This window comes from Vibrio sp. 99-70-13A1 (assembly GCF_013114625.1).
Taxonomy (GTDB): domain Bacteria; phylum Pseudomonadota; class Gammaproteobacteria; order Enterobacterales; family Vibrionaceae; genus Vibrio.
This window is the reverse complement of the sequence record NZ_VTXD01000015.1, coordinates 16,671-35,025: the sequence shown is the minus strand read 5'-3', so window position 1 is coordinate 35,025 and position 18,355 is coordinate 16,671. Positions and strand designations below refer to the sequence as shown.

17 protein-coding genes and 1 pseudogene are annotated in these 18,355 nt (G+C 42.2%); 7 read left to right on the top strand and 11 right to left on the bottom strand.

Annotated features, from left to right (window positions below; genetic code table 11):
* Genes F0226_RS11400 through F0226_RS11380 form a run of 5 tightly spaced genes read right to left on the bottom strand, consistent with a single transcriptional unit; the run spans position 1 to position 5,063 of the window.
* The gene (locus tag F0226_RS11400; RefSeq protein WP_171735754.1) at positions 1-1,233 is read right to left on the bottom strand and encodes a SufS family cysteine desulfurase; all 1,233 of its coding nucleotides are present in this window, start codon (positions 1,231-1,233) and stop codon (positions 1-3) included.
* Positions 1,226-2,503, bottom strand: a complete 1,278-nt coding sequence (gene sufD / locus F0226_RS11395) for a Fe-S cluster assembly protein SufD (protein WP_171735753.1) — start codon at positions 2,501-2,503, stop codon at positions 1,226-1,228. The genes F0226_RS11400 and sufD overlap by 8 nt, the downstream gene beginning before the upstream one ends.
* The gene (sufC, locus tag F0226_RS11390; protein ID WP_171735752.1) at positions 2,478-3,224 is read right to left on the bottom strand and encodes a Fe-S cluster assembly ATPase SufC; all 747 of its coding nucleotides are present in this window, start codon (positions 3,222-3,224) and stop codon (positions 2,478-2,480) included. Before sufC ends, sufD begins: the two co-directional genes overlap by 26 nt.
* Positions 3,225-3,228: 4 nt before the next feature.
* Positions 3,229-4,692 (bottom strand): Fe-S cluster assembly protein SufB, encoded by a 1,464-nt coding sequence (gene sufB / locus F0226_RS11385; RefSeq protein WP_171735751.1) that lies wholly within the window; start codon positions 4,690-4,692, stop codon positions 3,229-3,231.
* Between the two features lie 2 nt (positions 4,693-4,694).
* On the bottom strand, positions 4,695-5,063 hold the full coding sequence (locus F0226_RS11380; RefSeq protein WP_171735750.1) for an iron-sulfur cluster assembly accessory protein: 369 nt from the start codon (positions 5,061-5,063) through the stop codon (positions 4,695-4,697).
* 177 nt (positions 5,064-5,240) lie between these two features.
* Between F0226_RS11380 and nrdH the strand changes: the two genes are divergently transcribed.
* The 4 genes from nrdH to nrdF are packed head-to-tail and all read left to right on the top strand — an operon-like array spanning position 5,241 to position 9,041.
* A complete protein-coding gene (nrdH, locus tag F0226_RS11375) occupies positions 5,241-5,462 on the top strand; it encodes a glutaredoxin-like protein NrdH (protein ID WP_171735749.1) in 222 nt (73 codons plus the stop codon).
* Entirely contained in the window at positions 5,462-5,938 is a 477-nt protein-coding gene (gene nrdI / locus F0226_RS11370) for a class Ib ribonucleoside-diphosphate reductase assembly flavoprotein NrdI (protein WP_171735748.1), read from the top strand. Before nrdH ends, nrdI begins: the two co-directional genes overlap by 1 nt.
* Positions 5,916-8,048, top strand: coding sequence for a class 1b ribonucleoside-diphosphate reductase subunit alpha (gene nrdE / locus F0226_RS11365; RefSeq protein WP_171735747.1), 2,133 nt, complete (start codon positions 5,916-5,918; stop codon positions 8,046-8,048). The genes nrdI and nrdE overlap by 23 nt, the downstream gene beginning before the upstream one ends.
* Positions 8,049-8,066: 18 nt before the next feature.
* Entirely contained in the window at positions 8,067-9,041 is a 975-nt protein-coding gene (gene nrdF / locus F0226_RS11360; protein ID WP_171735746.1) for a class 1b ribonucleoside-diphosphate reductase subunit beta, read from the top strand.
* Between the two features lie 123 nt (positions 9,042-9,164).
* Here the strand turns inward: nrdF and F0226_RS11355 are convergent, their stop codons facing one another.
* The 5 genes from F0226_RS11355 to F0226_RS11335 all read right to left on the bottom strand — a co-directional run bounded on the left by F0226_RS11355 (position 9,165) and on the right by F0226_RS11335 (position 15,399).
* Entirely contained in the window at positions 9,165-9,659 is a 495-nt protein-coding gene (locus F0226_RS11355; RefSeq protein ID WP_171735745.1) for a YcxB family protein, read from the bottom strand.
* Positions 9,660-10,218: 559 nt separating this feature from the next.
* Complete coding sequence (locus F0226_RS11350; RefSeq protein ID WP_171735744.1) at positions 10,219-12,483, bottom strand: glycoside hydrolase; 2,265 nt, start codon at positions 12,481-12,483, stop codon at positions 10,219-10,221.
* A gap of 75 nt (positions 12,484-12,558) precedes the next feature.
* The gene (locus tag F0226_RS11345) at positions 12,559-13,368 is read right to left on the bottom strand and encodes a DUF2861 family protein (protein ID WP_171735743.1); all 810 of its coding nucleotides are present in this window, start codon (positions 13,366-13,368) and stop codon (positions 12,559-12,561) included.
* A complete protein-coding gene (locus F0226_RS11340) occupies positions 13,365-14,015 on the bottom strand; it encodes a response regulator transcription factor (protein WP_171735742.1) in 651 nt (216 codons plus the stop codon). Before F0226_RS11340 ends, F0226_RS11345 begins: the two co-directional genes overlap by 4 nt.
* Positions 13,993-15,399, bottom strand: coding sequence for a DUF3404 domain-containing protein (locus F0226_RS11335; RefSeq protein ID WP_171735741.1), 1,407 nt, complete (start codon positions 15,397-15,399; stop codon positions 13,993-13,995). Before F0226_RS11335 ends, F0226_RS11340 begins: the two co-directional genes overlap by 23 nt.
* A gap of 182 nt (positions 15,400-15,581) precedes the next feature.
* Here F0226_RS11335 and F0226_RS11330 point away from each other — a divergent pair.
* A pseudogene (locus F0226_RS11330) lies at positions 15,582-15,690 on the top strand (IS5/IS1182 family transposase); the annotation flags it as partial.
* A gap of 228 nt (positions 15,691-15,918) precedes the next feature.
* On the opposite strand, the gene F0226_RS11325 reads toward F0226_RS11330, so the two are convergent.
* Positions 15,919-16,887, bottom strand: coding sequence for a nucleoside hydrolase (locus F0226_RS11325; RefSeq protein ID WP_171735740.1), 969 nt, complete (start codon positions 16,885-16,887; stop codon positions 15,919-15,921).
* Positions 16,888-17,237: 350 nt separating this feature from the next.
* Here F0226_RS11325 and F0226_RS11320 point away from each other — a divergent pair, with 350 nt between their 5' ends.
* The gene (locus F0226_RS11320; protein WP_171735739.1) at positions 17,238-17,783 is read left to right on the top strand and encodes a glutathione peroxidase; all 546 of its coding nucleotides are present in this window, start codon (positions 17,238-17,240) and stop codon (positions 17,781-17,783) included.
* Positions 17,780-18,169 carry a DUF3429 domain-containing protein gene (locus F0226_RS11315; RefSeq protein WP_171735738.1) on the top strand — a complete coding sequence of 130 codons (390 nt, stop codon included), beginning with the start codon at positions 17,780-17,782 and terminating at the stop codon, positions 18,167-18,169. The genes F0226_RS11320 and F0226_RS11315 overlap by 4 nt, the downstream gene beginning before the upstream one ends.
* Positions 18,170-18,355 lie beyond the last annotated feature (186 nt).

Below are 18,355 nucleotides of genomic sequence, written 5' to 3'. Positions count from 1 at the left end.
TCATCTCAACAATTGGTTAATTCTGTTCAATCCCAATACAAGCGCATCAATATCTGACGACTGCGTATACATACCAACAGAAGCACGGCACACTGAATTTTGCCCGAGTCTTTTTATCAATGGCATTGCACAATGGTGACCAGTGCGAATCGCAATTCCATATCTATCTAGAAATGTCCCAACATCAAATGAATGCTGCCCCTTCATGTTAAAAGACACCACACCAGTACGATTACTGTCGTCACCATACAACTCTATCCCTTTCACTGTTTTCAGGCTTTCCACCATGTAACCCATCAATTGGTTCTCATAAGTAGAAATACGCCTGATGTCAGCAATATTGATATAATTGATTGCAGCCCCTAACCCTAAAATACCCGCAATATTTGGCGTTCCTGCTTCAAATCGCCATGGCGCCTGCCCGAAAGAGGTGCCCATCGGTAGTGTGACTTGATCTATCATGGCTCCCCCACCTTCCCATGGGACCATATTATCTAAATGCTGTGATTTGGCGTAAAGCACGCCTGTACCTGTCGGGCCATATAATTTATGCGCAGAAAAAACATAAAAATCACAGTCTAGCTTCGCGACATTAACCTGCTGATGCATCACTGCTTGTGCGCCATCAACGAGTACTGGAATATTTTTTTTATGTGCAATAGAAACAATGTCTTTTATCGGATTCACCGCTCCTAACACATTCGATACATGCGTTACGGCAACCAACCGTGTTCTAGAAGTAATCCGTTTCTTTAAATCAGCAATATCGAGCTCGCCGCTTTCATTCATTGACCAAACTTTAATAACCGCACCACAAAGTTCAGACAGTATCTGCCATGGAACTAAGTTAGCGTGATGCTCCATTTCAGTAACAATAATCTCATCACCACGTGACAACAAAGGTCTTAAGTAGCTGTTCGCGACGAGGTTAATTGCCTCAGTTGTCCCTTTCGTAAATATAATATTTTTCGAAGATTCGGCTTGAATAAACTCTGAAACTTGGTGTCGAACGAGTTCCATATCCTCTGTTGCTTTACCACTAAGGTAATGCGTCCCTCGGTGAACACTAGCGTAATCCTGCTGATAAAAACATGTCATTCGATCTATGACGCAACTTGGCGTTTGAGCCGTCGCTGCAGTGTCAAGATAACGTAGAGGCTTTTCATAGACTTTCGTTTTTAGCGCTGGAAAATCATCAAACCAAGGGCTTTCAATGACAGATTGTTCACTCATTATGTTCTCCTTGGGCGAATGAATTTTCTAACTTATCCAGTACAAAGTCTTTAACTCCTGGATGACGAATTTTAAGCGCCACTTGAGAGGCAAAAGCAAGAACTAACATTTGTCTAGCCTTAGATTTTCTGATCCCGCGAGCGCGCATGTAATCAATCTGTTTTGGGTCTAGCTGACCCGTTGTTGCACCATGACTACACTTCACGTCATCCGCATATATTTCTAATTGGGGCTTACAATTCACTTGCGCATCACTGCTTAGAAGCAAATTGTGGCTATCCATTTGACCATCTGTTTTCAGCGCATCAGGTGTGACATATATCATTCCATCAAACACACCATTCGATTCATCTCGGGCGATCGTTTTATGCAATTGTTCACTTTGGCAATGTGGCGCGAAGTGTTTCAAGTACGTCCGACTATCAAACGTTTGTTGATCTTGAGGCATAGACAAACTGTTCATTTCTACAAAGCCATTCTCACCTTGCAAATCGCAACTTGTTTGGTGACGACATAATGAAGCCGATAACATAAAGCAATGAGAATACGCACTTGCATTGCGCTGTAACGTAATATCATTGTGACCAAAGTGATGCTGTTGGGTCGATTCCTCAATCAACTTAGCGTGACGCATATGCCCACCTTCACCGACATAGCTCGTCATTCGAGAGAAAGTTACCCCACCACCTTGAGCTAATGAAACGTGATGCTCGATGACTTCACATTCAGATAAATAACCCAACTCCAAATGATGACGGTAACTGCATGAATCACCTGTATTTCCACTGCTGATATGAAAGAGGTAAATAGGTTTTTCTACAACACAACGTGATTCAATCTCGATTAATACTCCCGCTGTTGCGATAGCATCCGTTAGATAAGTAAATGCATCTGGGCGAACCGATTTAGACAGTTCGTAAGCTTCAACGCCTGTCAGATTTTGCAGCGGCGTGACCGTCACCTTCGGGATCCAATCGGAACAACGAACTAATAACCTGCCGTCCAAAAATACAATTCGATAGCAGTCAATGTTTAAGCAAAGCCCTTCAAAATCAATATTCTCTATTGATTGATGAGCCGCTTTTTGGATTTCTAGGGCATTAAACGAAGACAAAGAGGTATATTTCCAATTTTCATCTTTGTTTTGAGGAAAGCCTAAGCTTAGAGCTTTTTTCCACTGACTTCGCTGCCAAGATTCAGGCTGAACCATCTCCGAAAAGTTATCTATGGCACCAGTCTCTTGGTTATTCTTCACCGGTGATCCAACCATAGCCTTTGTCCTCCAATTCTTTCGCTAAAGTATGGTCACCCGATTTCACGATCTTCCCGTTATAAAGCACATGAACATAATCAGGTTGGATGTAATCTAAAATGCGTTGATAGTGCGTCACTACAATGAATGAACGCTGGTCATTCCTTAGCGCGTTAACCCCAGCAGACACAGCTTTAAGTGCATCAATGTCTAAGCCTGAATCTGTTTCATCTAAAATACACAAGTCAGGTGATAAGACCGCCATTTGAAGTATGTCATTGCGTTTCTTCTCACCACCAGAGAAACCCTCATTAACAGAGCGATGTAATAAGTCGGCTGGCATTTTCAGTAACTGCGCTTTCTCTTCCAGCAAATCTTCAAAGTCGAACCGATCGATATCTTCTTGCCCACGATATTCTCGAATGCCATTTAAAGCGGTCTTTAAAAACAACTTATTGCTTACCCCAGGGATCTCCACTGGATATTGAAAGGCAAGAAAAACCCCTTCACCTGCGCGTTCTTCGGGGTCTAAGTCGATTAAGTTTTTGTCTTTAAAAACAATCGAGCCTTGCTCAACCTGATATTCATCTTTGCCTGCTAATGTTGATGACAACGTACTCTTACCAGACCCGTTTGGTCCCATAATGGCGTGTACTTCTCCAGGTTTGACCTCGAGGTTAATCCCTTGAAGGATCAGCTTTTCTTCAACGCTGACATGTAGATCTTTGATTTGTAGCATTTGTTTACCCCACGCTATGTTCAAGGCTAATTGAGAGCAACTTCTGAGCTTCAACTGCAAATTCAAGCGGTAATTCTGAAAAAACGTCTTTACAAAAACCATTAACAATCATTGAGATAGCATCATCTTCACTGATTCCCCTTTGAACACAATAAAACAGCTGATCCTCCCCAATTCTTGAGGTGGTCGCTTCATGTTCAACTTGGGCTGTTGGGTTTTTGACTTCTACATAAGGAAAGGTATGAGCACCACACTGGGTGCCAATAAGCATGGAATCACACTGCGTAAAATTACGAGCCCCCTCGGCTGTTGGTAATACTTTTACTAGCCCACGGTAACTGTTCTCACTTTTCCCAGCGGAAATGCCTTTAGAGATAATGGTCGAACGCGTATTTTTACCAATATGGATCATTTTGGTGCCAGTATCGGCTTGTTGAATACCATTGGTTAATGCAACCGAGAAAAACTCACCGACCGAATGATCGCCTTTTAAGATAACGCTAGGGTATTTCCATGTAATCGCAGAGCCGGTTTCCGACTGCGTCCAAGACATTTTGCTGTACTCACCTTCACATACAGCACGCTTAGTTACGAAATTAAGGATCCCACCTTCGCTCTCTTCATCACCAGAGAACCAATTTTGCACCGTTGAATATTTCACTTCCGCACGCTTGTGGATTATCACTTCAACAACAGCAGCATGAAGTTGGTAGGTATCACGCATTGGGGCTGAACAGCCTTCGATATAACTGACATATGAGTCTTCATCTGCTACCAGAATGGTTCTCTCAAACTGACCCGTCTTCGCTTGGTTAATACGGAAATAAGTGGATAACTCCCTTGGACACCTAACACCCTTAGGTATGTAGACAAAGGTTCCATCAGAAGCAACGGCGGCATTTAACGCGGCAAAGAAATTGTCATCAGCAGGGACAACTGAACCTAAATATTGTCGAACCAGTTCAGGATAGGCATGAATAGCTTCGCTGAATGAACAAAATATAATGCCCTGCTTTTTTAATTCTTCTTGATACGTCGTCGTTACAGACACAGAATCAAAAATCGCATCCACAGCCACTTCAGAGCCTTCCCGAACTGGTACACCTAACTGTTCAAATGCATCTTCAACTTCAGAGGTTAAGTACTCATTTGAACCATCTTTAGCGGTTTCGCTATCACATTTAGAACATGATGGCGCTGAATAGTAGCTGTAGCTTTGATAATCGAGATCAGGATATTTCGCTTTTAGCCAATGAGGCTCTTCCATTTGTTGCCACTTACGAAAAGCATCTAAACGAAAGTCCAGCATCCAACTTGGTTCTTCTCGTTTTGCAGAAATCGCACGGATCACTTGTTCATTAAGCCCTGTCGACAAAGTATCAGAAGATAATTCCGTGTAAAAACCTTCCTTATAACCGCTGGTTTGCAGTATTTCTTCGACCTCTGGCTGCATTTCAACCGCACACATTTTTAAACTCCGAAGCTTTCACCACAACCACACATATTCTTAACGTTGGGGTTGTGGTAGACCAAATTGCTATTCAACCCTTGTCGAACATAATCGATTTCCGTTCCATCAATCATTGGTAGTGCACTTAGTGCAATATAGAAATCGACACCTCTTGAATGAAACTTCACATCGGACTCTTTGGGCTCATTTATCAACTGCACGTTATAGGCAAATCCTGTACACCCAGACGGTTTTACGCTTAGGTGAAAAAACTGACCATTTGAAGATAACTGAGTAATTCTGCCAACCGCCGACTCAGTGAGCTGTATGCCTTGCCACTCCATTTCATGGATAGAAATTTCTGCTGAACCTGAATTTTGGACGCTCATTCTACATTCCTCGTTCGACCCTGTATGTGAGAATGATATTGATTACCATTTAAATATCAACCATTAAGTTTATGTGGACTAAGAGAGCAAGCACTAGATGTTGACACGCATTAAAAAGTAAATACTATATATAGAAATTAATTGATAATGATTATTATTAACAAGAAGGATTCGGGAATGGATGTAATCGTTTACTCAAAACCTCAATGTGTTCAATGTACCGCGACAGTAAAAGCACTTAGCACAAAGGGAATTACTCATAAAGTCGTGGATCTCACACAAGATGATTCAGCTATGACGGCCATTCAGTCCTTAGGCTATAGGCAGGTGCCCGTCGTCGTCGCAGGGTTGCAACATTGGTCTGGATTTCGCCCTGATATGATCAGCCAAATACGCTAATGCTTGTTTATTACTCAAGCGCTTCAGGTAACACACAACGTTTTATAGAGCAGTTAAAGCTACCCGCGATCCGCTTACTCGATAGCACAAGTGGCTCACTACCTGAGATCGCCAAGCTAGAACCTGAGATCACCAAACAACAACTTGAAATTACCAAGCTGCAACCGGAGATCACCGAGCCTTTTGTTTTAGTCTGCCCGACTTATGCTGATGGCTTTGGTCAAGGTGCCGTCCCAAAGGCTGTAATTCAAGCGCTTAATCAACAACATATTCGGTCTTTACTACGTGGGGTCATAGCATCTGGGAACCGAAATTTCGGTGAACTATTTGCTCATTCAGGCACCGTCATCGCTAAAAAATGCAACGTTCCCGTTCTATACAGATTTGAACTTGCAGGGACACCTCAAGATGTACAAGCGGTACGTCAAGGGCTAACAAAGTTTTGGAAACACAATGGACAATCAATTCACTCATGAGCCACTGGATTACCATGCGCTCAATGCCATGCTTAACCTTCTGGATGAGCAAGGTAAGATTCAATTTGAATCCGATCAGCAGGCTGCTCGCCAATTTTTCCTTCAACACGTCAACCAAAATACGGTTTTCTTCCACAACTTAAATGAAAAACTGGATTACCTAATTAACGAAGGCTATTACGAGCCCGAGGTGATAAAGCAATACAACTCAGAATTCATTCAAGATATTTGGGGGCAGGCATATCAGGTAAAATTTCGTTTTCGCACTTTCCTTGGTGCTTATAAATTCTTTACTTCATACGCACTAAAAACACGTGATGGAAAACGCTACTTAGAACGCTTCGAAGACCGAGTGGTAATGACCGCACTAACATTAGCGCGGGGCGATGAAGACTTCGCACGTCAGCTTATGTTTGAAATCATTCAGCAAAGATTCCAACCCGCAACGCCTACTTTTATCAACTCAGGTAAGCAAAGTAGAGGTGAGCTGATTTCATGCTTCTTACTTCGTATTGAAGACAATATGGAAAGTATTGGCAGAGCGATCAATTCTTCATTACAACTGTCTCGCCGAGGTGGAGGCGTCGCACTATTACTCAGTAACCTTCGAGAGCAAGGCGCTCCAATCAAAGGCATATTGAACCAAAGTTCAGGTGTCGTGCCTGTCATGAAGTTACTTGAAGATAGCTTTTCCTATGCCAATCAACTTGGTGCAAGGCAAGGGGCCGGGGCCGTCTACCTCAACGTTCACCACCCAGACATCATGCAATTTCTTGATACTAAGCGAGAAAATGCCGATGAAAAAATCCGCATAAAAACCCTCAGCCTAGGCGTTGTGATCCCAGATATTACGCTTGAGCTCGCTAAACAAAATAAAGATATGTATCTCTTTTCACCGCATGATGTAGAGAGAGTTTATGGCAGACCTTTTTCTGAAATAAGCGTGACCGAGAAATACACGGAAATGGTCGACGACCCACGAATTCGTAAAAGTAAGATTAGCGCGCGCAGCCTGTTTCAAACCCTTGCGGAAATTCAATTTGAGTCTGGCTACCCATACATCATGTTTGAAGATACGGTCAATAATGCCAATCCGATTGAAGGTCGGATCAACATGTCCAATTTATGTTCAGAGATCTTACAAGTTAACGATGCGTCGCATTTCAATGATGATCTGAGCTACGCCCACCTTGGTCGAGATATTTCATGTAACTTGGGCTCAATCAATATAGCCAAAGCACTTGATGGCGGCGACCTTGCCCAAACGATCGATGTGTCAATCAGAGCACTCAACGCCGTGTCAGAGATGAGTGCCATTGACAGCGTTCCCTCAATTCGTAAAGGCAACGACGAGAGCCATGCTATAGGGCTGGGGCAGATGAACCTTCATGGGTTCCTTGCCCGAGAAGGTATTCTGTATGACAGTAAAGAAGCCATTGATTTCACGAACGTTTATTTTGCAACCGTACTATTTCATTGTCTCACAGCGTCTAATCGATTAGCTCGACAGAAAGAAGCGACCTTTCACGGCTTCGAAAACTCTACTTATGCGAGCGGCGTCTTTTTCGACGACTACTTAGAAACTGAATATCGACCATGTACAACAAAGGTCACAGAATTACTGAACCAGTTGAATTTGCCTCTTCCCAACCTAGATGATTGGGCGAGTCTGAAGGCGCAAGTAATGGAGCATGGTCTGTACAATCGTAACTTACAAGCCATCCCACCTACTGGCTCCATTAGCTACATCAACGACTCCACCGCCTCCATTCATCCTATAACGGCGAAAGTTGAAATACGTAAAGAAGGCAAGATAGGCCGAGTGTATTTCCCTGCGCCTTACTTAAATAACGATAACCTTGAATATTATCAAGATGCCTATGAGATAGGGCCCAAAGCCATTATCGATGTCTATGCGGCAGCCACTCGCCATGTCGATCAAGGCTTGTCACTCACCTTGTTTTTTAACGACAACGTCACCACTCGTGACATTAACAAGGCGCAGATATATGCATGGAAAAAGAAAATCAAAACACTTTATTACATTCGTATGCGCCAAAAAGCATTAGATGGAACTCAGGTTGACGGCTGTGTTTCTTGTACGCTTTGATAAAATGGAAAACCCACAATGACAACCATTACTGACCCGAAACCAGTCCGAGCCATCAACTGGAACCGATTACAAGACGACAAAGATCTGGAAGTTTGGAATCGACTCACTGTTAATTTCTGGCTTCCAGAAAAGGTGCCACTGTCTAACGATATTCAAACATGGAAACAACTGACACCAGAAGAGCAAACGCTGACCATACGTGTTTTTACTGGGTTAACATTACTCGACACGATTCAAAACACTGTTGGTGCTCCTGCACTCATGGCTGACGCCCGAACGCAACATGAAGAAGCCGTGTTAACCAACATCGCTTTCATGGAAGCCGTTCACGCGAGAAGTTACTCGTCGGTGTTCTCAACCTTGTGCACAACGCCTCAAATTGATGAAGCATTCCGCTGGGCAGAAGAAAATGAGCTGCTTCAGAAAAAGGCTCACATCATTCTTAAAGACTACAAAGCCGATGAAGATCCACTCAAGAAAAAGATCGCAAGCGTCTTTCTTGAAAGCTTTCTGTTTTACTCTGGTTTCTACTTACCAATGCACTGGTCAAGCCGAGCCAAATTAACCAACACTGCCGATTTGATTCGGCTCATTATTCGTGATGAAGCTATCCATGGTTACTACATAGGGTACAAGTTCCAACAAGCATTTAATGAGCTCAGTCAAACTGAACAAGAACGTATAAAGGATGAGGCATTTTCTCTGATTTTTTCGTTATATGAATTGGAGATCCAATACACTGAATCTTTATACGATGAGTTAGGGTTAACTGAAGATGTGAAACACTTTCTTCATTACAACGCGAACAAAGCGCTCATGAACCTTGGGTTTGAGCCACTTTTTCCCGATGAACTGTGCCAAGTTAGCCCTGAAATTATGGCTGCCCTTTCACCCAACGCCGATGAAAATCACGATTTCTTTTCAGGATCAGGCTCTTCTTATGTCATAGGTAAGGCTGTCGCAACGGAAGATGAAGACTGGGATTTTTAAAAACAAAAAATGAGAAGCATATAAACATGCTTCTCATTCCATAAAAGCCGAAACGCTTATCAAAGGTAAAATTAAAGACCTAAGCGTTCTCGTTTTATTACATGAACTTTTCGCACATGAACACTAATTCGTTTTCGAGGCTGCGTGCTGTTCTACAATGAACACGATCGCTTCATCATTTAAGCAAGACTTACTGACATATTGGCGCTGCTTACCCATATGAAGAATAAAACCTAAATCGGTTTGTTGAAGTTGGTCAATTTCATTCCAGGTGATGCTACGATTATTCTTACCATTTTTATAACTCACACCGCTAGACCCAAGTTTAAATACCACCTTGCTACCTGCGCCCGAACTGACCGTTTGTCGCCATATCCACCATGTTCTCTTGCAATAAACACTGAACGCTTCAATAACACTCAAAACAATAAAGAACCAACCAACGTAAGCGCTGGGTAATAGCTCAAATTCTAATAAGACCACACCAAAAAAAAGAAAGAGTATTCCTTTTAAATAGGCTTTTGGAAATTTAGCAGGGAGGCTAGTTTGATCATAGCACTCTGCAAAAAAGGGCTTGTCGAGGGTGTATTCTGTAGTGAAATCGAAATCTTTAGACATATGTGGCTGCTTTAAGGTTTTCTGTGAATGAGTATTCTATGCTGCGAGATCACAGCTCAAGCATTGTATAGCTTCTCGGAGCTTTTCTTTAGCTATTTTGTACCTCTTTTGTAAATCAATGATACCGTCAAAAACAGCTTACGCCAAAGAATCAACATATCCAGCTAAGCCACCTTTTATAAACATTGAATACTACCCTGCATAGCAGCTACTCGTATTTATTTCCTCAGCATAAACTATTTTCACGCAGTTAAAATACGGGAAAGAGGAACACGCTGGAATGTAATTAGAAGTTAGAAGTTAGAAGTTAGAAGTTAGAAGTTAGAAAGCTTAACCACCAGCGATAAGTATTGATGGAAGTGCTCTATTATTGGCTCTGAGTAATTCAGCTCGAAATAGTTTTATAGTCTGGGGACTGTTTTAGACAGAGATGTGCCAGAGCCTTTAGCAAATAAGTGAACAATGGATTATCTCAACTATAGGAAATGACACCAACGCTCACTCACTTAGCCACTTAGCCACTTAGTCACTTAGTCACTTAGTCACTTAGTCACAATGATTATCGACTTTGCCACTTAATAATATCGCCATTACCCAATTTGGCTAGAATTGAATAAGCATCAATTAACGTTCCGTTATATTGAAATGGAACGGACAGGAAGTTAGCAGTGATCGTACTACCATCAGCAAAAGTTGTTTGCTGAACGTCACCATTTTTATCTAACCACGAATGGTTGGTCAAAGCTTGGTTCCAAAGCTGTTGATGAATAGGGGCGAACCCATCTTGATAGTGCTTTAGCTGAGCAATGCGGTTACTGCTTGCTGAGAGAGCTTCATCGCGAGTCAAGTGAACCATTGCAGGCGTGTTGTAGAGCATTGCAATCAAGTCTCGTTCGATTTTTACATTACTAAATTTCAAGCTATCGCTGTGCCAGTGATGTGTATTGATAATCTCATCATGAAAAACCGTTTGATAGAGCGGAATGCGATACTGCGGTGCAAACAGCAATGTGCGATATGGCTCTTTAACCTCAGCTGATTTAAAAAAGTATTCGGGTTTATGATCTGGATACCAACGACCCAAATAATATTTCGATTGTTTATTCTTGGTCATATCATTATCAACCCAACCAAACCCCACGGTTTCTAAACCATGGGCAAACGCCATGCCCTTACTGGTTAGGCTATTGCCATCTTCTGAACCCAGTACAATACCTTGTTGCTCAGCAAGCCAATCTAATCTGCGATTAAATGCCGTTAACATAGCTGATTGACTCGTGCTATCGCGATAATCTTCGCGAGCCATTCCAGTTGCATCAACATCGAGAAAAATGCTGTTAAATTGCCCGTAGCGTACAATATCAAGCATTCTTTGTTTGACGTAATCAAAGTGACAATTTGGGTTTAAGTAGAAGCCATTACCTCGAAACCCTGATTTTTGTTCACCGTTAGCAAGCTCAATAGCGCAGCCTAAGCGCATTTCTTCAGGAAGATTCGCGGTTAGCCAACCATCGTTGCTTCCTTTAATGAGTGCAGTATTGTAAGAGTCATAAACTCCAACTAAGTAACCTTGTTGCTTGGCTTGTTGCGTGATTTCTGGGTGATAAAAACTTGGCATCCAGTTATCAAAACCTAACCAAAGTTGACTTAATCCTGCTTTTTTTAAGCTATTGAGCATATCGCTTGAGAGTGCTTGCCCCCATCGGTTCGGTTGAATCAAATAGTTACCAGCGTGTCGCTCTAGCCAAGCCGAAATAGACTGAGCGGCATGGTATTGCTCACCAATAGCATTATTGGTCATCGTGGGGTAACTCACATTAAACTTGTTAGTTAGAGAGTCACTAATCGAATCCAAAAGTAATTGTTTGTGGTATTGACTGAACCAACCTTGTTGCTTATCAAAGCCGAGTAATTCTCGTTTTACATTATTGGATATAGTTAGATCAGATTTCTCTAGATACCAGTCCTTTAATCCCAACCAATCTTTGACATCACTGATGCTAAGAGGATCTTTACCAAACAGATAGACGTGACTCGCCCCAATCAATTTTTTCAGATCCGGATTGCGGCTGAGTTTATTGCTAAGTGGATCGGCTTGACCTATTTTCTGACGATATTGTCGATAATTGAGCGCACCACTGAGAGGGCTGTCACCAAGAGTAACCTCCAGATTGAATGACTCCTCAGCGCTGAGTTGGGTGAACTGATGAGATGCTAACATATCGATCTGACCGTCGACTGAATTAAACGTTAGCGCATTATTTGTAGGCGTGGTCAGGAGATAATTGATAAAGCGACCACCTTGTTCAACGGTCCAAAACGGCATTTTCAAATCTTGAGTGGTATTGGCACCTGAATAATTATCGATAAGAAAGCGTGCCCATGTTGAATTGCCAAGTGGCACTCGCATCCCTTCACTAAAAGGTAAATAGAGCGTCTGGCTTTTACTTTGATCGAGGTTAAACCACTGCACATCAATAGGGTGTTGTCTAGGAACAAGATGTTTGCTTGGTAATGACAGTGAAAGTGAGAGCTTGCCATCAATCAAAGAGGCAGAAATGTGAAGCCCTGAAGGCTGTACTTTCCAAGTTGCTTCGTTGTCGGATTGCGCCAAGATTTGATAATTTTGAGGCGTTTTTTTCTCAACATTCAGCACCGACTGATTGATTGATAGTGTATTCCATTCAATGGCTAATGTTTGTGGCGAGACAAACACCGAGTCGTTGCCATTTTTTAGTTGAATTGGGTTCGCGTAACTGCTGCTAGTAGCAATAAGAAGAGGTAAAGAGCACAGCACACTACGTGCTAGTTTGTTCAATGACATGGTATAACTCCAATAAAACGATAGCGTTATTTAAACGAAGTTTTATCAATAGCTTGTCACCTATATGTCTCTATTTTATTGATAGGGTATTGCCAACCGTTGAATGTACTCGATACGAATACCTTGTTGATATTCAACAAGTTCAACACTGGCACTAAGAAATTTAGCTTCTGTTTTCACTTTAGCATCATCAGGTAATGATTCTAGACTTCGGTTAAAAGGGATTTTGCCATCAATAAGATTGTAGTTTTTGTCAAACCACTGCCAACTAGCGACCGCTTGAGGACACGATGAAACATGCTTTGGTAGAGTTACCTGTACCAGTGTTTGGTTAGATTGGTTGAGTAACATCAGCCAAGAAGCATTGTTAGGAAACGCGAGTAAAAGTGACGTTTTATTTTCACCAACGACGAGTGTAAAAAGACCTTGGGCTGGTTTTTGTAACAATTCAGCGCTTTCGATCTCTTGATAGCCGTTATGAGCAATAAAATCATCTAACAGCAAAACATTGCCCTCAGGTGACGTGAGGACCACACGTTGAGGTTGGTTGTTATTTTCAGTCGCTAGTCTGAATTGATAACCTTGGGAGGCAAGCCCTGAACGTTTAATTAGGCTAAGGTGGAATTGAGTATCCATTATCCGTGTCGAAGTTAATTTGCTGCCACAGTCTGTTTGCGCCAGTAGTTCATTTTTGATTGGTAACCAGTAGCGGCTATCGATGCGGTGCTGATTTAACGCTAAGGTAAGTTCTTGCCAAGCAAGTTGAGGCTGGTTGCTAAGCGTTGCTTGGTAAGCATGTTGCAACGGTGAGTTGGTAAACAGAGCCGCATGCCCTGATATAGGCAATGCCAAACTTGTTATACCGAGGAGTATTCTTCTGTTCATGTTTGCGTCTCAATCAATCTATAACCAACCCCACGATGCGTTTGGATATTGAGGCTAGGAAGTTTTTGTCGTAAATGCAGTATGTGATTATCAACGGTTCGAGTACTGGGGAACGCTTCATAGCCCCAGATTTTGTTCAAAAGCTCATCCCGATGGAAAACTCGCCCCTGATTTTGTATCAGTAACAGCAAAAGTTGGAACTCCTTTGGTTTGAGCGCAATCTCTCGCTGATTTAGGCGTGCAACTCGCTGTCCCAAATCGATATCTATATCAGCGTAAGTCATGATACTGGAGCCAATCGGGCGCAGCTGCGAGTGAACTCTGGCGAGCAACTCTTCACTTGAAAATGGTTTTGTGACGTAATCTTTTGCGCCAGCCATTAAGCCTTCAATACGTTGTTCAACCTCTATTTTTGCCGTTAACACGATGACGGGAACGGCTTTTAACAGCAACCACTGTGATAAATGCTGCAAGCTATCGCCATCGACTAATTGTCGATCTAAGATCACCAAATCGGCTTTATACCAAAGTTGAGTGGCTTGCTCGGCATTGGTCGCCCAGATGCAATTAAATTGATGTGAACTGAAAAAGCTCACCAATCCTTGACCGAGCAGTTGATCATCTTCAATCAGCAGAATTGTGCTCATAAGGCAGCTCCAAAATACAGCGAGTCGGGTTGTGAAGAATGATAATTTTTCCATTCATGATTTTGATGAGATGTGCGACTATTTCTAAGCCAATACCCATATTGTTTGAATCACTTCGCTTGTGTTGAAGTAACCTCTGCCACCGTGAAGGAAACTTCCCATGATCGCTTACCTCAATACTCAGGTTTGTCGACACTGTAGCCTTAACCATCACTTCTCCTGCACCATGCTGTTTGGCATTCTTAATTAAATTTTCCAGACAGATAGCGAGCCAATAATAAGGAAGATAAAGTTGCTCATCTTGATTCAAATAATACGTGACCTGATTTTTTTCGCAGTGGTAATCCAGCCAACCTGCAATTGAGGCGCGTTGGCACATCAGCCCTTCTTTTTTTGAGGCACTTAAGTAGGTTTTACTGTTTTCAGTCAACTGTGCCAGTCGTTGGTAATCAGACACTAAACGCCAAAATATATCTTGAGAGCTTTCATCCAAGTTATCAAAGTTGTGGCGAAACATATCGACAGTTAAGCCCAAACTCGTAATAGGTGTACGTAATTCATGGGTTAACAGTTGTAAAATAAAACGTCTCTCACGGCGCTGCTTGTGTTTCAACAATGCCAAACGGGTAAGAAAGCATGCGAAAAGTAGAGTGACGATCAGCAATATCATTTGCAGCGATATTGTTGATGGTGATTTTTCACTGATACATAAATTGCTGTAACCTAAGGTACAACTTTCCCCGTTCAACGTTAGATTGGCTTGGTTTGCCAATGATTGCCAGATGGTCGCTGGCACTGCTTTCCAACCGGTTTCACCTGCTAGCCATAAAGTCTCCGCCTCCAACCATGCTCGGTAGCCATTGAGGAGTGCATCACGCCCTGATACAGACAACATTACTAGTTGGCTGTGTAAAGGATGCAAAGGGTTGGAAAGAGTCGTGAATTTCAATAACTCAGTAGGTAAGTCAGTATTAGAAATATAGTGTGATTCTAAATAACGATCGGCGAAACTGCCGCCTGCTGGATGGTGGTGTTTATTGGCATTAAACCAATCAACAGACAGTATTTCTTGATTACAGATCGAGAGTTCAAACTCAAGGGCTTGTTGTACAACAGGTTTGTCCGATAAAGCAAATTGGCAACTAATGGCAACATGATTGATAAGACGTAGATCCTCCCAACCAACCTGCTCAAAATTTGGATACACTGCACTACTTTTTAGCAATGCAGTTGGGTATTGGCTAAGCTCATTTTGCGTCAGTGTATAACCCGCTTTCTGCCATGTTTTTTGGTATAGATCTTGCCATTGATTTTGTATGTTTTGTCCATGAACAAAGTGGGAAAAAAGACTAGCAAGAATTAAAATATAATTACGCCACACCATGGAATATCTCGGCTTTGATTAATGTGCGAATCTTAGAGTAATTTTCAATGGGTTTGTAATCTATATGTCAACTCAGGTAAGTTATTTGACTATATTTTTATACTATTGACAGGATTTGCTGCGTAATTCAATGGAACTAAATCTACAACTTACGATCTGAACAGCAACATTCGTTACCCCTTATTCCTAAGCCTAGTATAAATCAACCAACTGGAAACAATACAATCAACCACTCATTAATCGTGGTTCTCTGACTTTTGGATTGATAAAGAAGCGATAAGCGAATGGACGTAAAGCAAACAGAGCCGGCGCATTACGGACAGGAATGAGCTAGCAAATTTAGTAAATGAAGTTACTTTTTAGTATGGAAAAACACTTAGCTCGGTGTTTTGTATTGATAGTGCAGATCAGTTTAAATTGGAGCAGATGAAGCTGACATTGCCTTTGAGCGTTTCTACGCATTGTATCTAGAGGAAGAGCCTGCCGCGCATTTCACAACATGTACGACAGAGCCAACTATTACTGCTGTGAATAGTGTATTAATGTCTCTCTGTAGAGTGAGAGTAGAGTAGCGCTATCTACTTGAACACCAACCCGTTGTGCCGGAAATAAGCCCCACTCATCATTCATATAGTTACGTTGATCAGCTTTCTGAATAGTCATCCCTTCCGCTGGTCCATCTGTGACTACCCTGACAGGACCACTACGACTTGTAAAAAGAGATGGTTGGATAACATAAGCAATCGCTGATGGGTCATGAACATGACAACCCTCCATTCCTACTTTTTCAGAATAAAACTTTAAGTAGTAACGGCTAACATCCCAAATAAACTGCCCGACTTCTCCAGCATCATCTCGCAACTCATCAAGGTATTGACTGGTAAAAAAGCTCTCCTCCGTCACATCGAGCCCTATAATGACTACTGGCCATGATGCCGTAAACACCTTATCGGCAGCATGAGGGTCATCATGAATATTCGCTTCTGCAAATGGTGTCACGTTCCCTCTGTGGTCGTTTTCGCCGAACGCGCCACCCATAACAACCACCTCTTTTACCAAGTCAACGATATCAGGAGCAGCTTCAAGTGCGAGTGCCAGATTAGTAAGAGGACCAACCGCCACAAGAGTAATCTCTCCCGGCTCAGCTCGAACACTGTCGATAATGAACTGATAAGCCGGCTTATCAATAGCTGTAACATCTAATGAACTTGGCGCTTTCACATCCCCAAATCCAGCCTCGCCATGCACCACAACCGTGGCTCCAACGGGATCTCTTATTAAGGGCTTATCCGTTCCCTTAGCCACCAGCGTCTTCATTCCAAATTTCTGCTTCAGATAAAGGGCATTTTGAGTCCCGTTGTCTATCGTCGCATTACCATAAACAGTGGTGATCCCCATCAGCTCAATATCTGGATGCGCTTCTGCAAATAGGATTGCCATTGCATCATCGATACCCGGATCTGTATCTAGGATGATTTTCTTTGCCATATCAGCCTCTAATTAAACATTTGAAAAGAGTAGACAATACCTAGAAAAAACACTGATAAACGTGACTTAAATCGCATGACGAGAGCATATTAATTTAAACACTTAAGGTGTGAATTGTTCGTATGAATATTGTGCTACGACCTTTTTTCCTTATGCTCTGGAAAAATTAGTTAAATTTTAATTCCTTTAACTAATCATGAATAACTATAGATATGTAAAGTCCAAAGGCTCTTAGTGGCTCCCTACTTGCTCACTGATGACAAATTCTTAAGCGATTACGGTCTTTAACGTGATCATTTTAAGTCGATCAACCGTAACAATAAATACGCCAACTAAAATGAGTCAGACCTATGAAATATTCGCTGCTGTGCTCCACCGCCCTAATCGCGAGCCTAACAAGTCCATTCGCTTTTTCAGCAAGCTGCCCTGAGATACTTAACGGCAAACAAAGGCTGTTAAATTCAAACGAAGAGATTGAACTGTGTGAAGAATTTCAAGGTAAAACGTTATTGATTGTAAATACGGCAAGTCAGTGCGGTTTCACTTCTCAGTTCAAGCAACTTGAGCAGCTTCACCAAACGTACAAAAATAAAGGATTCACGGTTGTTGGTTTCCCAAGTAATGATTTTCGCCAAGACAGAGGAAGCGAGGAGCAATCTGCTAAAGTCTGCTACCTAGATTATGGCGTGACCTTTCCGATGATGGCGCGTGCATCACTCTCTGGAACAGACGCAAACCCAGTCTTTGCCGAGATCCAACAACAAGCTGGTATTAAACCGAAATGGAATTTCTACAAGTTCTTAGTCAGCAAAGAAGGCAAAGTGATAGCAACCTTCCCGAGTTCTACATCGCCAACCAGTACTACCCTCAAAAATGCTATAGAGCAGCAGTTATGAGGTCAGGGTTCATTGAGAAAACTCAAACACGCAACACCATGGTCAAGCTCGGTTATATGGGTTTAATCCCCTTTTTATTCGGTCTATTGTTATCGCTCACCGACAGCCAACTCTTTAGCTTGAGCGGCGAAACGCTATTCATCATCTATAGCGTTGTTATATTGAGCTTTTTGTCTGGCATCTTGTGGGGCAATGGAATTGAGAACTTCGAAAACCAATCTAGTAACAAAGCTCTGATTCTGATCTTAGGCTACATTGCGGTTTGGCGAGCGGAAAGGTCAATGAGAGAAGAGAACCAAAGTGAAGGTCCAGACGGCTATTTTGACATGCGAACCAGATTAACCTCTAGCGTGGTATTAATGCACGGTATAGTGATGTTGACTTAAGCGAGTGACGCCTGCATCACGTATAAAAAAGGAGCAGGTCTTGAGTTTTGACACGCATTATTTTTTGTATATCGAAACTAGCTCATTAACTGTAACGTATTAGAAACGTAACAAGCTTTTGGACAAAAGTTTGTCAGCGACTCTGCTAAATTAGTAAGTCATGGATTACTTCAGGTATCGAAAGTC